This window comes from Streptomyces sp. NPDC057616 (genome assembly GCF_042800575.1).
Taxonomy (GTDB): Bacteria; Actinomycetota; Actinomycetes; order Streptomycetales; family Streptomycetaceae; genus Streptomyces.
In genome coordinates, this window is the sequence record NZ_JBHVGU010000006.1 from 267,571 (window position 1) to 285,545 (window position 17,975).

Consider the following 17,975-nt stretch of genomic DNA (forward strand, 5'->3'; position numbering starts at 1 on the left):
GCAGACCCGGACTCCGGCAGCCCAGGACTGTGGCAGCCCCGGACTCCGGCAGACCTAGCCCGGTGCCCGGACTCTGGCCTACGCAGATCTCGCCTGATCCAGACCCGGCGAGCCGGGCCCTGGCCCATCCGGCTCCCGGCCCATCCGGCTCCCGGCCCAACCGGCCTCTGGCCGACCCGACTCCGGCCGACCCGGGGGCCTGGCCCAAGGAGGCCCCGGTCGACCTGGACCTCAGCCGCCTCAGACGTTGGCGGCCCTGCCCCGGGCTGACCCGGACTTCGGCTGACCTAGACCCCGCAGGCCCGGACTCCGGCCGACCTGGACCCCGCAGGCCCGGACTCCGGCCGACGCAGACCTCGCCTCATCCGGACCCGGCAGGCCCGGACCTCGGCCCACTCGGACACCGGCCGAACCGGCCCCCGTCCGACCCAGAGCCCGGGCAGGCTCGGGCCCGGCCGACCCGGCCCCGGCCCCGACTGCGTCAGGCCCAAACCCCGCCCCCGAATGCGTCAGGCCCAATCCCCGGCCGACCGAATCCCCGGCCGACCCAAACCCCGGCCGATCGAATCCCCGGCCGACCGAATCCCCGGCCGACCGGATCCCCGGCCCATCCAGCCCCCCGACCTACACCCCAGCCCCCTGAACCTCCGTCTCCGATACGGCACTTCGATCCACCCCTCGCTGCCGCCACGCCCGGTACCCGGCGCCGAGCGCCAGCGTCGCCGTGAGGAACAGGACCGTGAACCACTGGAAGTACCAGTGGCCGCCCGCCGGGTCGTACACCTCCGCGCGGGGCCAGGCCAGGTTGAGGGTCATGGCGAGGCCGTAGAGGAGGGCGAAGGCGTTGACCGGGACGCCCCAGCGGCCGAGGGAGAAGAGGCTGCCGCCGGTCTCGTCGGTGCCCTCGACCGTGAACGCTCCGCGCAGCCGCCGGAGCAGGAGCGGGCCGGTGACCATCGCGTACGCCAGGTACAGCAGCACGATGCAGGTGGTGCCGATCGCCAGGAAGGCGTCCGGGGAGGCGAAGTTGAGCAGCAGCAGGGCCGCCGCGAGGACGCCGACGACCACGGCCGGGGCGCCCGGCATCCCGGTGCGCGGGTTGACGTGCGCGAGCCGTGCGGAGAAGGGCAGTTGGCCGTCGCGGGCCATCGAGAACAGCATCCGGCAGGCCGCCGTCTGGATCGCCAGCGTCGCCACCGCGATCGCCACCACCACGTCCGCGAGCAGGACCTTGCCGACGCCATCGCCGAGGCTGCTGGTCAGCACGTAGCTCAGGCCGTCGACGCCCAGATGCCCGTCGGTCAGACTGGGCGCGGCGAGCAGACCGCCGAGCACCACCAGGCCGCCGAGCAGCCCCGCCGCACCCAGCGCGGTGAGGATCGTGCGGGGCGCGGTGCGCCGCGGATGGTGCGTCTCCTCGCTCATCTCGCCCGCGCTGTCGAAGCCGATCATCACGTACGCCGCCGTGAACGACCCCACCAGCAGCGCCCCCAGCAGGCCCGAGCCCGTGGCGCCCTGGGTGTGGAAGGTGATGCCGGGGGAGCGCCGTGAGTGGGTCAGCAGCAGCACGACGATCAGGACCGCGCCGATGATCTCGGCGGTGACGCCGACCCGGTTGATCACCGACATCACGCGGTTGTCCAGGATGTTCACCAGCGTGGTGAGCACCAGCAGCACCACGCCCAGCACCGCCGCGTTCGCCGCGCCGTCGGGCGAGGTGGGCGCCGGGTCGGTGCCCACCAGCTGGAAGCCCGGCCAGATCGCCGGCAGCACCATCTGCAGCGCCAGCGCCGCCGCCGCGACCACCACGATCTGCCCGATCACCATGATCCAGCCCGCGAACCAGCCGAAGGTGCGGCCCGCCAGGCGCGAGGACCACTGGTAGATGGCGCCCGAGAGCGGGTAGCGGGCGGCCAGTTCGGCGAAGCAGGCGGCGACCGCCAGCTGCCCGACCAGCACCACCGGCCAGGTCCAGAAGAAGACGGGGCCGCCGAAGGCGTACCCGAAGGCGAAGAACTGGAAGACCGTCGTCAGCACGGAGATGAAGGAGAACCCGGCCGCGAAGGAGGCGTAGCGGCCCAGGCTGCGATGCAGCTCCTGGCGGTAGCCGAACTCGGCGAGCGAGCCGTCGCTCGGCGGCCGGGCCGGATCGGGGCGTAGCTCGGAGGGGGCGGTTGTCGTCACGGTGGCACCTGCCTTCGGCGCGGATTCCAGTGGGCACGGAATTCCTGTCGGGCGACAGAAATTAGGGACGCGCTGTTTCCTGCGCGTCACGCCGGCGTGTCCACGGCGGGCCCAAGTCCTCACGTGCTTGCTCTGCACTCGAAGGCGCTTGCTCCGCACCCGAAAACGCGATACATCGTGTGTATTGACGAGCGCTCGCCGGTCGCGATATGTTCTGCCACGGATATTCGGGAACGAGGTGATGGTCATGGCGATGAAGCGCCGCAAGCTCAGCAACCCGCTGGCGCTGGCCGTGATGGTCACGCTCTGGCAGAAGCCGATGCATCCGTACGAGATCGCGCAGACGCTGCGCCGCCAGGGCAAGGACGTCAGCACGAAGATCAACTACGGCTCGCTCTACACAGTCGTGCAGAACCTCCAGAAGCACGGCTTCGTCGAGGTCGCCGACATCGAGCGGCAGGGCAACCGCCCCGAGCGCACGGTCTACGGGCTCACCGAGGCGGGGCGGGAGGAGATGGCCGACTGGCTGTCCGATCTGCTGGCCGTCCCCGCCAAGGAGTTCCCGATCTTCGAGACCGCGCTGTCGCTGGTCGGCGCCCTGCCTCCGGACGAGGTGGTGCGGCTGCTCGAGGAGCGGCTGCAGAACCTGGAGGTGGAGGTGGCGAGCGGGCGCGCGGCGCTGGAGAAGCTGTGCGAGACGCTGCCGCGGCTCTTCCTCGTGGAGGTCGAGTACCAGTTGCACATGGTCGAGGCGCAGGCGCGGTGGGTCCGCGGTTTCCTCGAGGAGATCGAGAAGGGCACCCTGCCCGGCGTCGACGGGTGGCGCCACTTCCACGAAACGGGGGAGCTGCCACCGGAGTTCGGATAACGAGAAGGACCCCGGCCGGGCTGTTGCAGCAGCGTGGCCGGGGTCGCGAACCCCGAGCTGGATCCGCCGTGCGGCGGCTCCGGGCGATCGAGGTGCGGCACACCCAGGATAGCCCGGCGCTCCCGGCGCGGACGGATCAGCTCTCATCCGCTCATCAGGAGAGCTGTCGTCATGAGTACTACCCGTGCGCCCGCAGTGGAGGCGCGCCAGCTGATCAAGACCTACGCCGGTGATGTCACCGCCCTGCGTGGCATGGACGTCACCGTCGAACCGGGCACCGTCTTCGGCCTGCTCGGGCCCAACGGCGCAGGCAAGTCGACCACCGTCAAGATCCTCACCACGCTCGCCCGGCCCGACTCGGGCACGGCGACCGTCGCCGGGCACGACGTGCTGCGCCACCCCGACCGGGTGCGCCGCGCGATCGGCGTGGTCGCCCAGAGCTCCGGCGCCGACCCGGTCGCCACGGGCCGCGAGAACCTCCAACTCCAAGGCAGGCTCTACGGGTTGAGGGGCGCGGCGCTCGGCGCGCGGGTGGACGAGCTGCTCGACCGCTTCGGCCTCGCCGACGCCGCGAAGCGTCCGGTCAAGGGCTACTCCGGCGGGATGCGGCGCCGCCTGGATGTCGCCCTGGGCCTGGTGCACCGGCCCGAGGTGCTCTTCCTCGACGAGCCCACCACCGGTCTGGACCCCGAGGCCCGTACCGCGATGTGGGACGAGATCGACCGGCTGGCGGGCGAGGAAGGGCTGACCATCCTGCTCACCACGCACTATCTCGACGAGGCCGACCGGCTCGCCGAGCGCATCGCCATCGTCGACCGCGGCCGCGTCGTCGTCGAGGGCACCCCGGACTCCCTGAAGGGCGAACTGCGCGGCGACGCCGTCCATCTGGAGCTGCGGGAAGTGGTCGGCGAGGCCGGCCGCACGCTGCTCAGGAGCGCCATCGGCCGGCTGTCCGGCCTGCACGAGGTGCTGGTCGACGGGCGCCGTGTGAGCGTCCGCGCCGACGACGGGGCCGCGGCCGTGCCCGCGCTGCTCGGGGCCCTGGAGCGGGCCGGGGTGGGGGTCGCCGCCGCGACCGTCGCCCGGCCATCCCTCGACGACGTCTACCTCCGCTACGCCGGCCGCCGCTACTCCGAGGCGGACGCCGAAGCCACCGACAACCTCGTCCTCGCCGGAGGTGCCCAGTGAGCACGGCCGTCTCCCAGACCTGGTACATGACCCAGCGTCAGCTCATGGTGTTCACCCGGCAGCCGGCGTACGCGATCATCACGCTGATCCAGCCGGTGATCTGGCTGTTCCTGTTCGGCAACCTCTTCAAGAAGGTCGTCGAGCTGGGCGGATTCGGGACCACCACCTATCTCGACTACCTGGTCCCGGGTGTGGTCGTGATGAGCGCGCTCAGCTCCAACATGTGGGCGGGCATGGGCACGTTGGAGGAGATCCAGCGCGGCACCCTCAACCGCTTCCTGACCACGCCGGTCAGCCGGGCCGCGCTGATGAACGGCAACGTCGTCAACAACGGCCTGATCACCGCCTTCCAGTCGGTCGTCATCGTGCTGCTGGCGTTCGCGGGCGGCGCGGAGTACCCGGGCGGCGTCGTCGGGATCGCGGTGCTGGTCCTCGCCTCCGTGCTGCTCGGCACGATCTTCGGGGCGCTGTCCAACGCGCTCGGCATGCTGGTGCAGGAGCGGGAGTCGATCATCGGCATCAACACCTTCCTGCTGCTGCCGCTGACGTTCCTGTCGAGCGCCTTCATGGCGCCGTCCCAGATGCCGGACTGGATGCGGCACATCGCCGACTTCAACCCGCTCAACTGGGCGATGGTGGCGGGCCGTTCGGCCCTGTCGGAGAACCCGGACTGGGGCGACGTGTTCAGCCGGGGCGGGGCGCTCCTGGCGCTCGCGGTGGCCGCGGTGTGGCTGTCGATCCGCACGTTCCGGTCCTACCAGCGCAAGGTCTGAGCACGGGGCGGCACAGGGCGAAGGGGCGGCACCTCCGTGAGGTGCCGCCCCTTCGGGACGTTTCGTACGGCGCGCGGGCGCCCTACGCCGCGGGCGCCGAACTCTCCTGCTCCTGCTCGATACGGGCGTTCCACTCCCGCTTGGAGGCCTGCCAGCCGTCCTCGTTGTGGCCGAGCCGCCAGTAGCCGGAGATCGACAAATCCTCGCGCGGGATCTGCAGTTCGAGGCGCAGCAGCCGGCGCAGCTCCTTCACGAAGTGCGCCTCGCCGTGCACGAACGCGTGCATCCGGCCCTCCGGGAACGTCAGGGCCCGAACGGTCTCGCTGAGCAGCTCGCCCACCGGACGCTCGCCGCGGTGCAGCCAGACGACCTCCACGCCGGAGTCGATCTTCTGCTCCTCCTCGGGGCCGGAGACCTCCACGAAGGCAAGGGCCGTCACGCCGTCGGGCAGCGACTCCAGGGAGCGGGCGATGGCGGGCAGGGCGCTCTCGTCGCCGACCAGCAGATGCCAGTCCGCGTCCAGGTCGGGGGCGTAGGCGCCGCCGGGACCCATGAAGTGCACGGTCTCGCCCGGCTGGACGCGGGCCGCCCAGGGGCCGGCCAGACCCTCGTCGCCGTGGATGACGAAGTCCAGCGTCAGCTCGCGGGACTCCGCGTCCCAGGCGCGCACGGTGTACGTCCGCGTGACCGGCCACTGCTCGCGTGGCAGGTCCTCGCGGATGCGCTCCAGGTCGAAGGGCTCCGGGTAGGTCACCCCCGCGGCCGGCGGGAACAGGAGCTTCACGTAGTGGTCGGTGCAGGTGTCGGCCGCGAACCCGGCCAGCCCCTCGCCGCCGAGGACCACGCGCTGCATGTGCGGGGTCAGCCGCTCGGTGCGGACGACCTGCGCATACTGCGCCCTCCGCGGCCTGCGAGCCGGACGTTCTGCCATGGCGACCTCCCACATTCCCATGCTTAGGCTTACCTAAGTTAGCACCTCTCCCGCCGTCAGCACGTCATCCGCCCCGACAATTCAGGGAACGGGGACATTGTTTACGCGCCGAGCGTGGTCAGCAGGCGCTGCAGCGACCCGCCGAGACCCCACCGCGCCGCCAGCCCGTCCAGCGTCGCCCGGTCGCGCGGGGCGTGCGGCAGCGCCGTGTCGACCTCCGGCAGCGGGACGTCGCCGGCGACCTTGACGACCGTCGGTGCGACCGCGACGTAGGGTCGCGACTCGTCGAGCCGCTTGCGCTGCGACGGTGTGAGCTTCGCCTTCGGGTCGTCGACCGCGGCCATGATCCCGGCCAGGTCCCCGAACTCGGCGAGCAGCTTCGCCGCCGTCTTCTCGCCGATGCCGGGCACGCCCGGCAGACCGTCGCTCGGGTCGCCGCGCAGCAGTGCCAGATCCGCGTACCCGCTGCCGTCCACCCCATACTTCTCGCGCAGCCACGCCTCGTCGGTGAGCTGGAGCGTGCCGACGCCCTTGAGCGGATAGAGCACCCGCACCCCGCGCGCGTCGTCCACCAGCTGGTACAGGTCGCGGTCGCCGGTGACGATGTCGACCGGGCCCTTCGCCCGTGCGGTGAACGTGCCGATCACGTCGTCCGCCTCGTACGGCTCCACGCCCACACGCGCGATGCCGAGCGCGTCCAGGACGTCCTCGATGACCGGGACCTGCGGGGAGAGGGTGTCGGGCACCTCCTCCTCGTCCGGTCCCGCCGCGTGCTCCTCGGCGACGCGGTGCGCCTTGTAGGAGGGGATCAGGTCGACCCGCCACTGCGGGCGCCAGTCGGCGTCCATGCAGGCCACCAGGTGGTCGGGCCGGTGGTCCTTGACCAGGCGGTCGATGAATTCCAGCAGCCCGCGCACGGCGTTCACCGGCGTGCCGTCCGGGGCCTTCACGGACTCCGGGACGCCGAAGTAGGCGCGGAAGTAGAGCGAGGCGGTGTCGAGGAGCATCAGTCGTCCGGTCACGTCTCGCATCATGCCGTACGGCACCGACAGCCACCCGGTCACGAGCCCGGCGTGACAGTTGTAAGAGCCATGTGAACTGCCCCACTGGTGCGTTTGGACTGGACCACTCGGGGCAGGCGCCGCCCCGGAGTGATGCGGTTGCACCTTCAACCGGTTGCCGCCCGCCGCTCCGTGTCCCTGTCGTCGAGGCAAGAGGTTCGCGTGTCATCCAGGCTTGAGGCCGAGCACCTGTACAAGGTGTTCGGCAGACAACCAGTCAAGGCGGTCGAGCGGCTGCGCCAAGGGGCCGATCGTGAGGAACTGCGCGCCGACGGCACCACCGCCGCCGTGATCGATGCCTCCTTCACCGTGGAGCCGGGCCAGATCTTCGTGGTCATGGGCCTGTCCGGATCCGGCAAGTCCACGCTGCTGCGCATGCTCAACGGCCTGCTGGAGCCGACCGACGGACGTGTGCGCTTCGACGGCCAGGACCTGACCGGGCTCGGCGCCCGTGAACTGCGCGAGGTCCGTGCCCACAAGATCAGCATGGTCTTCCAGCACTTCGCGCTGTTCCCCCACCGCAGCGTGCTCGAGAACGCGGCCTACGGCCTGGCCGTGCAGGGCGTGCCCCGCGCCGAGCGCGAGAAGCGCGCCGGCGAGGCGCTGGCCCTGTGCGGTCTGGCCGGCTGGGAGAAGTCCTGGCCCGACGAGCTCTCCGGCGGTATGCAGCAGCGCGTCGGCCTCGCCCGCGCGCTCGCCACCGACGCCGACCTGCTGCTGATGGACGAGTCCTTCAGCGCGCTCGACCCGCTGATCCGGCGCGACATGCAGGACCAGCTCCTGCAGCTGCAGCAGACCCTGAAGAAGACGATCGTCTTCATCACCCACGACCTCAACGAGGCCATGCGCCTGGGCGACCGCATCGCCGTCATGCGCGACGGCCGGATCGTCCAGACCGGCTCGGCCGAGGACATCCTGCTGCGGCCCGCGAACGACTACGTCGAGTCCTTCATCCAGGACGTCGACCGCTCCCGCGTGCTGACCGCGTCCGCCGTGATGGACCGGGACGTGCGCGGCGACGAGGCCGACTGCGGCTGCGAGAGCGACTGCCAGACCGCGACGCCCGACACGCCGTTCACCGAACTGTGCGCGATGAGCGCCCGGTTGTCGCACCCGGTGGCCGTCCTCGACGACAAGAAGAAGCTCGTCGGAGTGGTCCCGAGGCAGCGCCTGGTCGGCTTCATCGGCGACGAGAAGGCGGTGGCCCGTGCCTAGAATCCCCCTCGGCAACTGGGTCAACAGCATGGTCGACTGGCTGCTGAACCACGCGGCCTGGCTGTTCGACTTCTTCAAGACCGTCTTCACGGGCACCTACGACGGCATCAACGCGGTCCTCCAGGCGCCCGAACCCCTGCTGCTCGCGGGCATCTTGGCCGTGCTGGCCTTCTGGCTGCGCGGCACGTTCGCCGGCGTCCTGACCTTCGTGGGCTTCGCCTTCATCGACTCCCTCGAACTGTGGGGCGACGCGATGGTGACGCTGTCGCTCGTCCTGGTCGCCACGATCATCGCGCTGGTGATCTCGGTACCGGTGGGCATCTGGGCCGCGCGCTCCACCCGGGTCAGCGGCATCGTCCGCCCGGTCCTGGACTTCATGCAGACGCTGCCCGCGATGATCTACCTCATCCCGGCGATCCTGTTCTTCGGCACCGGCGCCTCCGCGGGCATCGTCGCCACCCTGATCTTCGCGCTCGCCCCCGGCGTGCGCATGACCGAGCTGGGCATCCGCCAGGTCGACAAGGAACTGGTGGAGGCCGCCGAGGCGTTCGGCACCACGCCGCGCGACACCCTGCTGCGCGTGCAGCTGCCGCTCGCGCTGCCGACCGTCATGGCCGGCGTCAACCAGGTCATCATGCTCGGCCTGTCCATGGCCGCGATCGCCGGCATGGTCGGCACCGGCGGCCTCGGTGGCGACGTCAACGAGGCCATCGGCCAGCTCAACGTCGGCCTCGGCTCCGAGGCCGGTGTCGCCATCGTGATCCTGGCGATCTACCTGGACCGCATGACCGGCGCCCTGGGTACCCACGTCTCGCCGCTCGGCCGCCGCGCCGCCGCCAAGGCGCGTGCCGCGCAGGGCCTGAAGCTGTGGTCCTACCGGCCCAGCCCGCAGATCGCCGTGGTCGGCGTCGTGGTCCTCGCGCTCGTCGCGGGCGGCATGGGCTTCTTCGGCGGCAGCTCGGACGGGTCCGCCGTCGCCGACGGCAAGAACGTCGGCCAGGGCAAGAAGATGACCATCGGCTACATCCCCTGGGACGAGGGCGTCGCCTCCACCTTCCTCTGGAAGGAGATCCTGGAGCAGCGCGGCTACCAGGTCGACGTCAAGCAGTTCGACGCCGGCCCGCTCTACACCTCCCTCGCCCAGGGCAACGTGGACTTCGAGACGGACTCCTGGCTGCCGACCACGCACGCGCAGTACTGGAAGAAGTACGGGAGCAAGCTCGACGACCTGGGCTCCTGGTACGGGCGGACCTCGCTGGAGCTGACGGTCCCCGCGTACATGAAGGACGTCAACTCCCTGGCGGACCTCAAGGGCAAGGCGTCCACCTTCGGCGGCAAGATCACCGGCATCGAGTCGAGCGCCGGCGAGATGGCCCTGCTCAAGAGCAAGGTGCTCAAGGACTACGGCCTGGACAAGGAGTACAAGGTCGTCGACAGCTCCACGCCCGCCATGCTGGCCGAGCTCAAGCGCGCGTACAGCAAGCAGGAGCCGATCGTCACCACGCTGTGGTCGCCGCACTGGGCGTACAACGACTACAAGCTGAAGAAGCTCAAGGACCCCAAGGGCGCCTGGGGCAAGGGCGACGGCGTGCACACGCTGTCCCGCAAGGGCTTCGCGGACGACAACCCCGTCGTCGGCAAGTGGCTGAAGAACTTCAGGATGAGCGAGAAGCAGCTCACCAGCCTCGAGGCCGAGATCAACAAGGCGGGCAAGGGCAAGCAGCAGGACGCCGTGCGCGCCTGGCTGAAGGACAACCCCGGGATCGTCGACAAGCTGGCCCCGGTCGCCGGCGGCGGCGCGACCCCGGCCGAGGCCAAGCGGCCGGTGAACGTGGCCTGGTTCCCCTGGGACGAGGACGTCGCCGTCACCTATCTGTGGAAGAACGTCCTGGAGCGGCGCGGCTACAAGCTGAACCTCAAGCAGATGGACGTCGGCCCGGTCTACACCGGCCTCGCCTCCGGCGACCTGGACGTCAACTTCGACGCCTGGCTGCCGTATGCCCAGAAGAACTACTGGGACAAGAGCAAGGACAGCCTGAAGGACCTGGGCACCTGGTATCGGCCGACCTCGCTGGAAGTCGCCGTGCCCTCGTACGTGAAGGGCGTCAAGACGCTCGAGGACCTCAAGGGCAAGGCGTCCACCTTCGACGGGAAGATCATCGGCATCGAGCCGGGCACCGGCGAGATGAACCTCCTGAAGACGAAGGTCCTGCCGGGCTACGGCCTGGACAAGGAGTACAAGGTCGTCGACGGCTCCACGCCGGCGATGCTGGCCGAGCTCAAGCGCGCCTACGCCCAGAAGAAGCCCGTGGCCGTCGTCCTGTGGTCGCCGCACTGGGCCTACAGCCGCTACGACCTCACCAAGCTGAAGGACGACAAGAAGCTCTTCGGCGAGGGCAACACGATCCGCACCATCACCAACGAGAAGTTCACCGGGCAGTACCCGCAGCTCACCAAGTGGATCAAGGGTTTCCACATGAGCGAGAGCGAGCTCGGCAGCCTGGAGAGCGAGATCAACCGGCAGGGCCAGGGGCATGAGGAGCAGGCGGTCGCCGCCTGGGCCAAGCAGCACCCCGACGTGGTCGGCCGGATGACACCGCAGTGACCCCGGGTACGAAAAGGATCCGGCCAACCACATAGCGCTACCTCTTCACCCGAGCCTCACCGCCCACCTGTCCGGGGCGCCGACGGCTCCGTGCCCCCGCGGCGCGGTGCCGAAGGCGCCCCGGACGTGTTTCCCGCCGTCCGTCCCCGCCGCCCAACCGGACGGCCGCCGACCGGCCGACCGCGGTGCGGCGCCAACTCCCGTCCGCGGCAGGGGACTTCACCCTTCGTCGCGCAATCCCTGATCACGGGCCTGATCGCAGGCCCCGGGGCGGGGCGGCCGCCGGGAACAGACACGAGCCCCGGCGCATTGAAACGGAAAAGGGAATTCGCGTCCCGGGCGCCGTTCGGCGGAGCCGCGGGGCTCGCGGAGCCGGGCGGCGCACGCCCCCTGATTTCGGCGCGCGGCGGAGCGCCCGCTCCCGGTCGCGGTGTCCGGACCACGGGCCCACAGGCACCGCCCCGGCCGACTCCCCGAACGGCGGGCCGGCCCTCCTGGTCAGCGGCTTCGTCCCGAAGGAGGAATCCGTGCAGGACCGGTCGTTCGTACTCATCGGCCGTCCGCGGATGGCGAATTGACCCCATGCTTTGTTTACGAGGATGTGACGGGCACGTGAAACGGTTTGCCGAACCTGCGTAAGGTGCAGAGAACTCATCAGAAGTGCCGCGCCAGGACCGCGGCGCACGGCATGGGGAATCGCGGAAACGCGGACCACGACACAAGGAGGGAGCCGGAGCGATGGGCGACCACAAAGAACAGCCCTTGCGCGTAGGCGCGGCCGTACGGCGCCGGCGCCGGGCGCTGCAGCTCACTCTCGCCGTCGTGGCCGAGCGCAGCGGCCTGTCGGTTCCGTTCCTGAGCCAGATCGAGAACGACCGCGCGCGGCCCAGCAGGGCCTCCCTGGAGAAGGTCGCCGACGCCCTGCGTACCACCGCCGTCGAACTCCTCGCCGCCGCCGACCCCGCGTGCAGCGTCGACGTCGTGCGCGGCGAGGCGTGCGAGCCGGCCGCGGAGCCGCGGCAGCGTTCCCTGGTGCGGGGTCATCACCAGATGCACGCCTCGGAGTTCACCGGGGACCACGACGCGGGCCGCGAATTCCAGTACCGCAACGACCAGTTGATGTACGTCGCCGACGGCGCCGTGGAGATCGAGGCGGAGGGGCGCGCCTACCGGCTCGGCCGCGGGGACACGCTCTATCTGACGGGCGGCGTGCGCCACCGCTGGCGGGCGACGGTCTCGGACACCCGCGTGATCGTCGTCGCGGTGGCGGAGCACGTCGAGGCGGTCCAGAACCGGTCGCGGTAGTGCCGGTGCGCGTCGTCTCCCTCGTCCCGTCGCTCACGGAGGCGGTGGCGGTCTCCCTGCCCGGCGTCCTCGTCGGCGCGACGGACTGGTGCACCCACCCCGCGGACCTCGACGTCGCACGCGTCGGCGGCACCAAGAACCCGAAGCTCGACCGGGTCCTCGCCCTCGCCCCCGACCTGGTGGTCGCGAACGAGGAGGAGAACCGCGAGCCCGACCTGGCGGCCCTGCGCGCGGCGGGCGCCGAGGTCCTGGTGACCGAGGTGCGCAGCGTGCCGCAGGCGTTCGGGGAGCTGGAGCGGGTGCTGCGGGCGTGCGGGGCGCCCTCCCGGCCGCGCTGGCTGGACGAGGCGGAGCGCGCCTGGTCCCGCCTGCCGCCTCCGGAGCGGCGCAGGACGGCCGTGGTGCCGATCTGGCGCCGCCCGTGGATGGTGCTGGGCCGCGACACGTTCGCCGGCGACGTCCTCGCCCGCCTCGGCGTCGACCACGTCCACGCGAGCCACCCCGACCGCTACCCCCGCATCCCCGTCGAGGAGCTGCGGGCGGCGGCGCCGGACGTCGTCGTCCTGCCGGACGAGCCCTATCGCTTCACCGCCGGGGACGGCCCGGAGGTGTTCCCGGGGCTGCCGTGCGCCCTCGTCAGCGGACGTCATCTGACGTGGTACGGACCGTCGTTGGCCGAGACTCCGCGGGTGCTGGGCGAGGCGCTGCGAGCAGCTCGCCGCTGACCAGGCCGCGTGCCGTGTGCAGGGCGGCGGTGCCCCAGGCGGCGACGAGCAGCAGGTACAGCCCGACCGCGAGCCAGTCGTAGGCGAGCAGGCCGGTGCGGCGGGCGAGGGCCTCGGCGCCGGTGACGCACGTCCCCACGGGGAAGGTGAACGCCCACCACGTCATCGAGAAGCCCATGCCGTGGCGGCGCGCCCGCACCACGTGCGCGGCGGCGAACGCGAGCCACAGCAGCGCGAAGCCCATGACGGGCACGCCGTAGAGGACGGCGAGGACGCCGAATCCCTGGCTGTAGGGCGCCGGTACGGTGCCGGGCGCGGCGTCCGCGATCTTGCCCACCGCGGTCGTGGACTGACCGAGCGGGCCCAGCACCAGGAACAGGGCGGGGGTCAGCGCGAGCGGCAGCGGGCCACCGGTGATCAGCCGGGCGAAGATCACCGGCAGCATCACCAGGGTCGCGAGCAGACTCAGCCCGAACATCGCGAAGCAGGCGAGGAGCAGCGTCGCACGCGGCTGGCCCGGCGGCAGATGCGGCACGAGCAGCGGGCCGACCGCCGCGGACACCATGGGCGCGACCACGGGCAGCAGCCAGACGGGGGACGCCTGCCCGGGCTCGATCCGGTGCCGTACGGCCATCAGGTACGGCACCGCGACGGCGGCCGCCAGTCCGACCGCCGTCCCGGCGGTGAACAGCACGGAGTCGAGGGCGACGGCGGCCGGCAGGCCGATCCAGTCCCGGCCCACGACCAAGGCGCCGCCGCCGACGGCCAGCAGGCCCATGGACAGGCAGCCGTAGAACGGCGCCGCCGCCGGGTCGAGGAGATGGGCGCGGGCCTGGTCGCGGTGGTACGTCCAGTGCAGGGCACGGGCGGCGAGCAGGGCGAGGAGAAGCCCGAGCGAGAGCGCCCATACGGCGGCGCAGGCGGTGCGCAGGCCGGGGACGTGCAGGGGGAGGGCCGCTCCCGCGGTGCCGACGATGGCGGTGCCCATGACGGAGGCGTACCAGTTGGGTCCGAGGTGACGGACGGCCGTGGCGCGGTGGAGACGAGGGGCACGGGGGGTGGCGTGCGGAAGGTGCTGGGCTGCGGTGACCATGACTTCACGGTGCCGCCGTCCGGGGCGGCCGACCAGGGAGTGCCGGTCTATCAGGGCATAAGCTGGGTTTATGAGTGAAGGGGAGACGCAGGGCTCGCTGGCGCACCGGGTGCCGGACCTGGGCGCGCTGGAGCTGCTGCTGGCGGTGGCTCGGCTCGGGAGCCTGGGCGGGGCGGCGCGCGAGCTGGGCATCACGCAGCCCGCGGCCAGCAGCCGGATCCGGTCGATGGAGCGGCAGTTGGGCGTGGCCCTCGTCGACCGGTCACCGCGGGGCTCCCGGCTCACCGACGCCGGTGCGCTGGTCACGGACTGGGCGCGGCGGATCGTGGAGGCGGCGGAGGCGTTCGACGTGGGGGCGCAGGCGCTGCGGGACCGGCGGGACTCGCGGCTGCGGGTGGCGGCGAGCATGACGATCGCCGAGTATCTGCTGCCGGGCTGGCTGCTGGCGCTGCGCGCGCAGCGCCCGGACACGGCGGTGTCCCTGCTGGCGGGCAACTCCGCGGCGGTCGCCGAGCAGTTGCTGTCGGGCGAGGCGGACCTCGGCTTCGTGGAGGGGGTCGACGTGCCGCACGGCCTCGACTCCGCGGTCATCGCCCGCGACCGCCTCATCGTGGTGACGGCGCCCGGCCACGCGTGGGCCCGGCGGCACAAGCCCCTGGCCGCCTCCGAGCTGGCGGCGACCCCGCTGATCCTCCGGGAGAAGGGCTCCGGGACCCGGCAGGTCCTGGACGCGGCGCTGGGCGGCCTGGCGCGCCCCCTGATCGAGCTCTCCTCGACGACCGCGGTGAAGGCGGCGGCCGTGAGCGGAGCGGGTCCCGCCGTGCTGAGTGAGCTGGTGGTGGGGGAGGAGCTGGGGTTGCGGCGGTTGGTGTCGGTGCCGGTGGAGGGGGTGGCGCTGGCGCGTGACCTGCGGGCGGTCTGGCCCACGGGCCATCGCCCGACGGGCCCGGCGAGGGAGTTGCTGTCACTGACGCGGGGCTAGGGGTGGGCCGCCGCCGTGAGCGGGGTCGGGCGGCGGCACCCGGCTACGCTGCCGATCGCGCCGCCTCCACCAACCCCCGCATCACCCGCAGGTCCTCGCCCATCTCCGGATGCCACTGGACCCCCAGCACCCACCCGTCGGCCGGCGGAAGTTCGACCGCCTCCACCGTGCCGTCCGCCGCGTAGGCCGACGGCACGAGCCCGGTGCCGAGGCGGTCGATCGCCTGGTGGTGGTACGTGGGAACCGACGTCTCCTCCGGCACGGCCGCGGCGTACCGCGTGCCCGGCACCGGCTTGACCGGGTGCCGGCCGAAGACGCCCACGACGTCCGCGTGACCCTCCAGATGCTGCACGAGCGTGCCGCCGAGGGCGACGTTCAGCAGCTGCATGCCCCGGCAGATGCCCAGCAGCGGCACGCGCGCGGCCAGCGCGGCATCGATCAGCGCCAGTTCCCAGGCGTCCCGGGCGCGGGCCGGCGGCCCGGTGCGGGGGTCGCGCTCGGCGCCGTAGCGGACCGGTTCGACGTCCGGCCCGCCCGCGATCACCAGACCGTCCAGCCGGCCCACGACGTCCGCGGCCCGCGCGGTCGCGTCCGGCGGCAGCATCACCGCCATCCCGCCCGCCCGCTGCACGAGCCGCGGGTAGCCGGCCGGCAGCAACGCGGCCTCCAGCTCCCACACGCCCCAGCGCACCCCGGCCTCCAGATACGTACTGATGCCGATCAGCGGCCCGCCCGCCATACGTCCTCCCACCGGAGCAGTGAATCCGAGTCATTGGACCCGAGTCATTGGATCCGAGCAATGGGTCCGATCCATACCTTTGAACATGTGCGGCCCCGCCGCGAGCGTCACGCCAGAAAGCCCCTGAGCAGCGCCGCCGTCCCCGCGCAGTGCTCCCGCATCATCTCCCGCGCCCCGTCCGCGTCCCGGTCCAGCACCGCCTCCACCAGTGCGACGTGCTGCCGCTGCGAGTGCTCCAGGTTGCGCACCAGGAGCGGGATGCAGTCGAGCAGGTCGTTCACCGTGGCCCGTACGGCCGCGTACTGAGCCGTCAGCGTCGGCGACCCGCACAGCTCCGCGAGGGTGAGGTGGAGCAGCGTGTCCAGCCTGCGGTACTCGGCGAGCGGTGCGTCACCGGTGCGGTCCAGCGCCTCCCGCAGCCGGTCCTGCTGCTCCTTGCCCAGGCCGTGCGTCGCGCACAGCCCCGCCGCCCCGACCTCCAGGACCTCCCGGAAGCGCAGCACGTCCTCGATGTCGACCTCGGCGATCCGCCGCCGCAGCTCGTCCTCGCCCCCCGCGTCCGGACGCGGCAGGACGAACGTTCCGCCGTACCGCCCGCGCCGCGACTCCACCAGGCCCTGGTCCTGCAGCACCTTCAGCACCTCGCGCAGCGTCACCCGGCTGATGCCGAGCCGCTCCGCCAGCTCCCGCTCGGCCGGCAGCCGCTCGCCCCCCGGCACCAGGCCCAGCCGTACGACCTGGAGGATCTGCTCCAGCGCCTCCTCGAAGCCGTTGCCCGCCCGCACCGGCCGCAGCACCGGCGTCAACCGGTCCTCCGGGCCTGTCTCCGGATCCACCGACATCCCGCCGCACCCCCTTCCCAAGCAATGGTTCTCCGGAATACCTTATGGCTTCCGGCCCGGTGGAAAAAGCGCAGCAGCCGAAGGAGATCTCCCGTGGCAGACCGCACACCCCCGCTCGGCGTCGAGGAGCTGCACGCCCTCGTCGCGAGCGGAGAGATCGACACTGTCGTCCTGGCCTTCCCCGACATGCAAGGGCGCCTCCAGGGCAAGCGGTTCGCCGCCCGCTTCTTCCTCGACGAGGTCCTGCACCACGGCACCGAGGGCTGCAACTACCTCCTCGCCGTCGACACCGAGATGAACACGGTCGACGGCTACGCCATGTCCTCCTGGGACCGCGGCTACGGCGACTTCGCCATGCATCCCGACCTCAGCACCCTGCGGCGCGTGCCCTGGAACGCCGGTACGGCCATGCTCATGGCCGACCTCGCCTGGAACGACGGCTCGCCCGTCGTCGCCGCCCCGCGCCAGATCCTGCGCCGCCAGCTCGACCGCCTCGCCGAACTCGGCCTCACCGCCCAGGTCGGCACGGAGCTGGAGTTCATCGTCTTCAAGGACACCTACGAGCAGGCCTGGGACGCCAATTACCGAGGGCTGACACCGGCGAACCAGTACAACATCGACTACTCGGTGCTGGGCACCGGACGCATCGAGCCCCTGCTCCGCCGGATCAGGAATGAAATGGCGGGCGCCGGCCTCACCGTCGAGTCCGCCAAGGGCGAGTGCAACCCCGGCCAGCACGAGATCGCCTTCCGCTACGACGACGCGCTGCGCACCTGCGACCAGCACGCGATCTACAAGACCGGCACCAAGGAGATCGCCGCCCAGGAGGGCGTCTCGATCACCTTCATGGCCAAGTTCAACGAGCGCGAGGGCAACTCCTGCCACATCCACCTCTCGCTCGCGGACGCGGCCGGGAACAACGTCATGCCCGGCGACGGGGAGGGCGGCATGTCGGACGTCATGCGGCACTTCCTCGCCGGACAGCTCGCCGCCCTGCGGGACTTCTCGCTGCTCTACGCCCCCAACATCAACTCCTACAAGCGGTTCCAGCCGGGCTCCTTCGCCCCGACCGCCGTCGCCTGGGGCCACGACAACCGCACCTGCGCCCTGCGGGTGGTGGGCCACGGCCGCTCCCTGCGCTTCGAGAACCGGCTGCCGGGCGGCGACGTCAACCCGCACCTCGCCGTCGCCGGGCTGGTTGCGGCCGGGCTGCACGGCATCGAGCAGAAGCTGGAACTGCCCGAGGCCTGCCCGGGCAACGCGTACACCGCCGAGTACGACCACGTCCCGACCACCCTGCGGGAGGCCGCGGACCTCTGGGAGAACAGCCCGATCGCCCGGGCCGCCTTCGGCGACGAGGTCGTCGCGCACTACCGCAACATGGCCCGGGTCGAGCTGGAGGCCTTCGACGCCGCCGTGACCGACTGGGAGCTGCGCCGCTCCTTCGAACGCATGTGAGAGGTT

15 protein-coding genes are annotated in these 17,975 nt (G+C 71.6%); 9 read left to right on the forward strand and 6 right to left on the reverse strand.

The annotated features are described in order from the left end of the window. Nucleotides 1-624 precede the first annotated feature (624 nt). Entirely contained in the window at nt 625-2,184 is a 1,560-nt protein-coding gene (locus ACFU97_RS09880) for an amino acid permease (protein ID WP_384253340.1), read from the reverse strand. Between the two features lie 247 nt (nt 2,185-2,431). On the opposite strand from ACFU97_RS09880, the gene ACFU97_RS09885 reads away from it, so the two are divergent. From ACFU97_RS09885 to ACFU97_RS09895, 3 genes are all read left to right on the forward strand, one after another. Further along, a complete protein-coding gene (locus tag ACFU97_RS09885) occupies nt 2,432-3,052 on the forward strand; it encodes a PadR family transcriptional regulator (RefSeq protein ID WP_384253342.1) in 621 nt (206 codons plus the stop codon). 171 nt (nt 3,053-3,223) lie between these two features. Then, nucleotides 3,224-4,240 carry an ATP-binding cassette domain-containing protein gene (locus ACFU97_RS09890; RefSeq protein ID WP_384253345.1) on the forward strand — a complete coding sequence of 339 codons (1,017 nt, stop codon included), beginning with the start codon at nt 3,224-3,226 and terminating at the stop codon, nt 4,238-4,240. Beyond that, entirely contained in the window at nt 4,237-5,013 is a 777-nt protein-coding gene (locus ACFU97_RS09895) for an ABC transporter permease (protein ID WP_384253347.1), read from the forward strand. Before ACFU97_RS09890 ends, ACFU97_RS09895 begins: the two co-directional genes overlap by 4 nt. 82 nt (nt 5,014-5,095) lie before the next feature. On the opposite strand, the gene ACFU97_RS09900 is transcribed toward ACFU97_RS09895, so the two are convergent. Together ACFU97_RS09900 and ACFU97_RS09905 are read right to left on the reverse strand one after the other, a co-directional pair. Further along, entirely contained in the window at nt 5,096-5,944 is an 849-nt protein-coding gene (locus ACFU97_RS09900; RefSeq protein WP_384253349.1) for a siderophore-interacting protein, read from the reverse strand. Between the two features lie 101 nt (nt 5,945-6,045). Beyond that, nucleotides 6,046-6,975 (reverse strand): 5'-3' exonuclease H3TH domain-containing protein, encoded by a 930-nt coding sequence (locus tag ACFU97_RS09905; RefSeq protein ID WP_384253481.1) that lies wholly within the window; start codon nt 6,973-6,975, stop codon nt 6,046-6,048. 192 nt (nt 6,976-7,167) lie between these two features. On the opposite strand from ACFU97_RS09905, the gene ACFU97_RS09910 reads away from it, so the two are divergent. The 4 genes from ACFU97_RS09910 (at nt 7,168) to ACFU97_RS09925 (ending at nt 12,855) form a co-directional block, all read left to right on the forward strand. Further along, nucleotides 7,168-8,220: a glycine betaine/L-proline ABC transporter ATP-binding protein gene (locus tag ACFU97_RS09910; protein ID WP_384253352.1), complete on the forward strand. Its 1,053-nt coding sequence runs from the start codon at nt 7,168-7,170 to the stop codon at nt 8,218-8,220. Next, nucleotides 8,213-10,825 carry an ABC transporter permease/substrate binding protein gene (locus tag ACFU97_RS09915; RefSeq protein WP_384253354.1) on the forward strand — a complete coding sequence of 871 codons (2,613 nt, stop codon included), beginning with the start codon at nt 8,213-8,215 and terminating at the stop codon, nt 10,823-10,825. Before ACFU97_RS09910 ends, ACFU97_RS09915 begins: the two co-directional genes overlap by 8 nt. Before the next feature lie 738 nt (nt 10,826-11,563). Continuing rightward, nucleotides 11,564-12,130 carry a helix-turn-helix domain-containing protein gene (locus ACFU97_RS09920; protein ID WP_384253356.1) on the forward strand — a complete coding sequence of 189 codons (567 nt, stop codon included), beginning with the start codon at nt 11,564-11,566 and terminating at the stop codon, nt 12,128-12,130. Between the two features lie 5 nt (nt 12,131-12,135). Next, nucleotides 12,136-12,855 carry a helical backbone metal receptor gene (locus ACFU97_RS09925; protein WP_384253358.1) on the forward strand — a complete coding sequence of 240 codons (720 nt, stop codon included), beginning with the start codon at nt 12,136-12,138 and terminating at the stop codon, nt 12,853-12,855. On the opposite strand, the gene ACFU97_RS09930 is transcribed toward ACFU97_RS09925, so the two are convergent. Next, entirely contained in the window at nt 12,767-13,948 is a 1,182-nt protein-coding gene (locus ACFU97_RS09930; RefSeq protein ID WP_384253361.1) for a TDT family transporter, read from the reverse strand. The genes ACFU97_RS09925 and ACFU97_RS09930 overlap by 89 nt on opposite strands. Nucleotides 13,949-14,018: 70 nt before the next feature. On the opposite strand from ACFU97_RS09930, the gene ACFU97_RS09935 reads away from it, so the two are divergent. Continuing rightward, nucleotides 14,019-14,930, forward strand: a complete 912-nt coding sequence (locus tag ACFU97_RS09935) for a LysR family transcriptional regulator (protein ID WP_384253363.1) — start codon at nt 14,019-14,021, stop codon at nt 14,928-14,930. Nucleotides 14,931-14,973: 43 nt separating this feature from the next. Here ACFU97_RS09935 and ACFU97_RS09940 read toward each other — a convergent pair whose 3' ends face one another. Continuing rightward, nucleotides 14,974-15,669: a gamma-glutamyl-gamma-aminobutyrate hydrolase family protein gene (locus ACFU97_RS09940; RefSeq protein WP_384253484.1), complete on the reverse strand. Its 696-nt coding sequence runs from the start codon at nt 15,667-15,669 to the stop codon at nt 14,974-14,976. A 107-nt stretch (nt 15,670-15,776) separates the two neighbouring features. Continuing rightward, entirely contained in the window at nt 15,777-16,511 is a 735-nt protein-coding gene (locus ACFU97_RS09945) for a FadR/GntR family transcriptional regulator (protein ID WP_384253365.1), read from the reverse strand. Between the two features lie 93 nt (nt 16,512-16,604). Here ACFU97_RS09945 and ACFU97_RS09950 point away from each other — a divergent pair, with 93 nt between their 5' ends. Further along, nucleotides 16,605-17,969, forward strand: coding sequence for a glutamine synthetase family protein (locus ACFU97_RS09950; protein WP_384253367.1), 1,365 nt, complete (start codon nt 16,605-16,607; stop codon nt 17,967-17,969). Nucleotides 17,970-17,975: the final 6 nt, after the last annotated feature.

Excerpts from the sequence above, each read along its gene's own strand:
- ACFU97_RS09905 (WP_384253481.1), bottom strand. The coding sequence starts at position 6,975 with ATGCGAGACGTGACCGGACGACTGATGCTCCTCGACACCGCCTCGCTC.
- ACFU97_RS09900 (WP_384253349.1), bottom strand. The coding sequence starts at position 5,944 with ATGGCAGAACGTCCGGCTCGCAGGCCGCGGAGGGCGCAGTATGCGCAG.
- ACFU97_RS09940 (WP_384253484.1), bottom strand. The coding sequence starts at position 15,669 with ATGGCGGGCGGGCCGCTGATCGGCATCAGTACGTATCTGGAGGCCGGG.
- ACFU97_RS09885 (WP_384253342.1), top strand. The coding sequence starts at position 2,432 with ATGGCGATGAAGCGCCGCAAGCTCAGCAACCCGCTGGCGCTGGCCGTG.
- ACFU97_RS09890 (WP_384253345.1), top strand. The coding sequence starts at position 3,224 with ATGAGTACTACCCGTGCGCCCGCAGTGGAGGCGCGCCAGCTGATCAAG.
- ACFU97_RS09945 (WP_384253365.1), bottom strand. The coding sequence starts at position 16,511 with ATGTCGGTGGATCCGGAGACAGGCCCGGAGGACCGGTTGACGCCGGTG.
- ACFU97_RS09930 (WP_384253361.1), bottom strand. The coding sequence starts at position 13,948 with ATGGTCACCGCAGCCCAGCACCTTCCGCACGCCACCCCCCGTGCCCCT.
- ACFU97_RS09935 (WP_384253363.1), top strand. The coding sequence starts at position 14,019 with ATGAGTGAAGGGGAGACGCAGGGCTCGCTGGCGCACCGGGTGCCGGAC.
- ACFU97_RS09920 (WP_384253356.1), top strand. The coding sequence starts at position 11,564 with ATGGGCGACCACAAAGAACAGCCCTTGCGCGTAGGCGCGGCCGTACGG.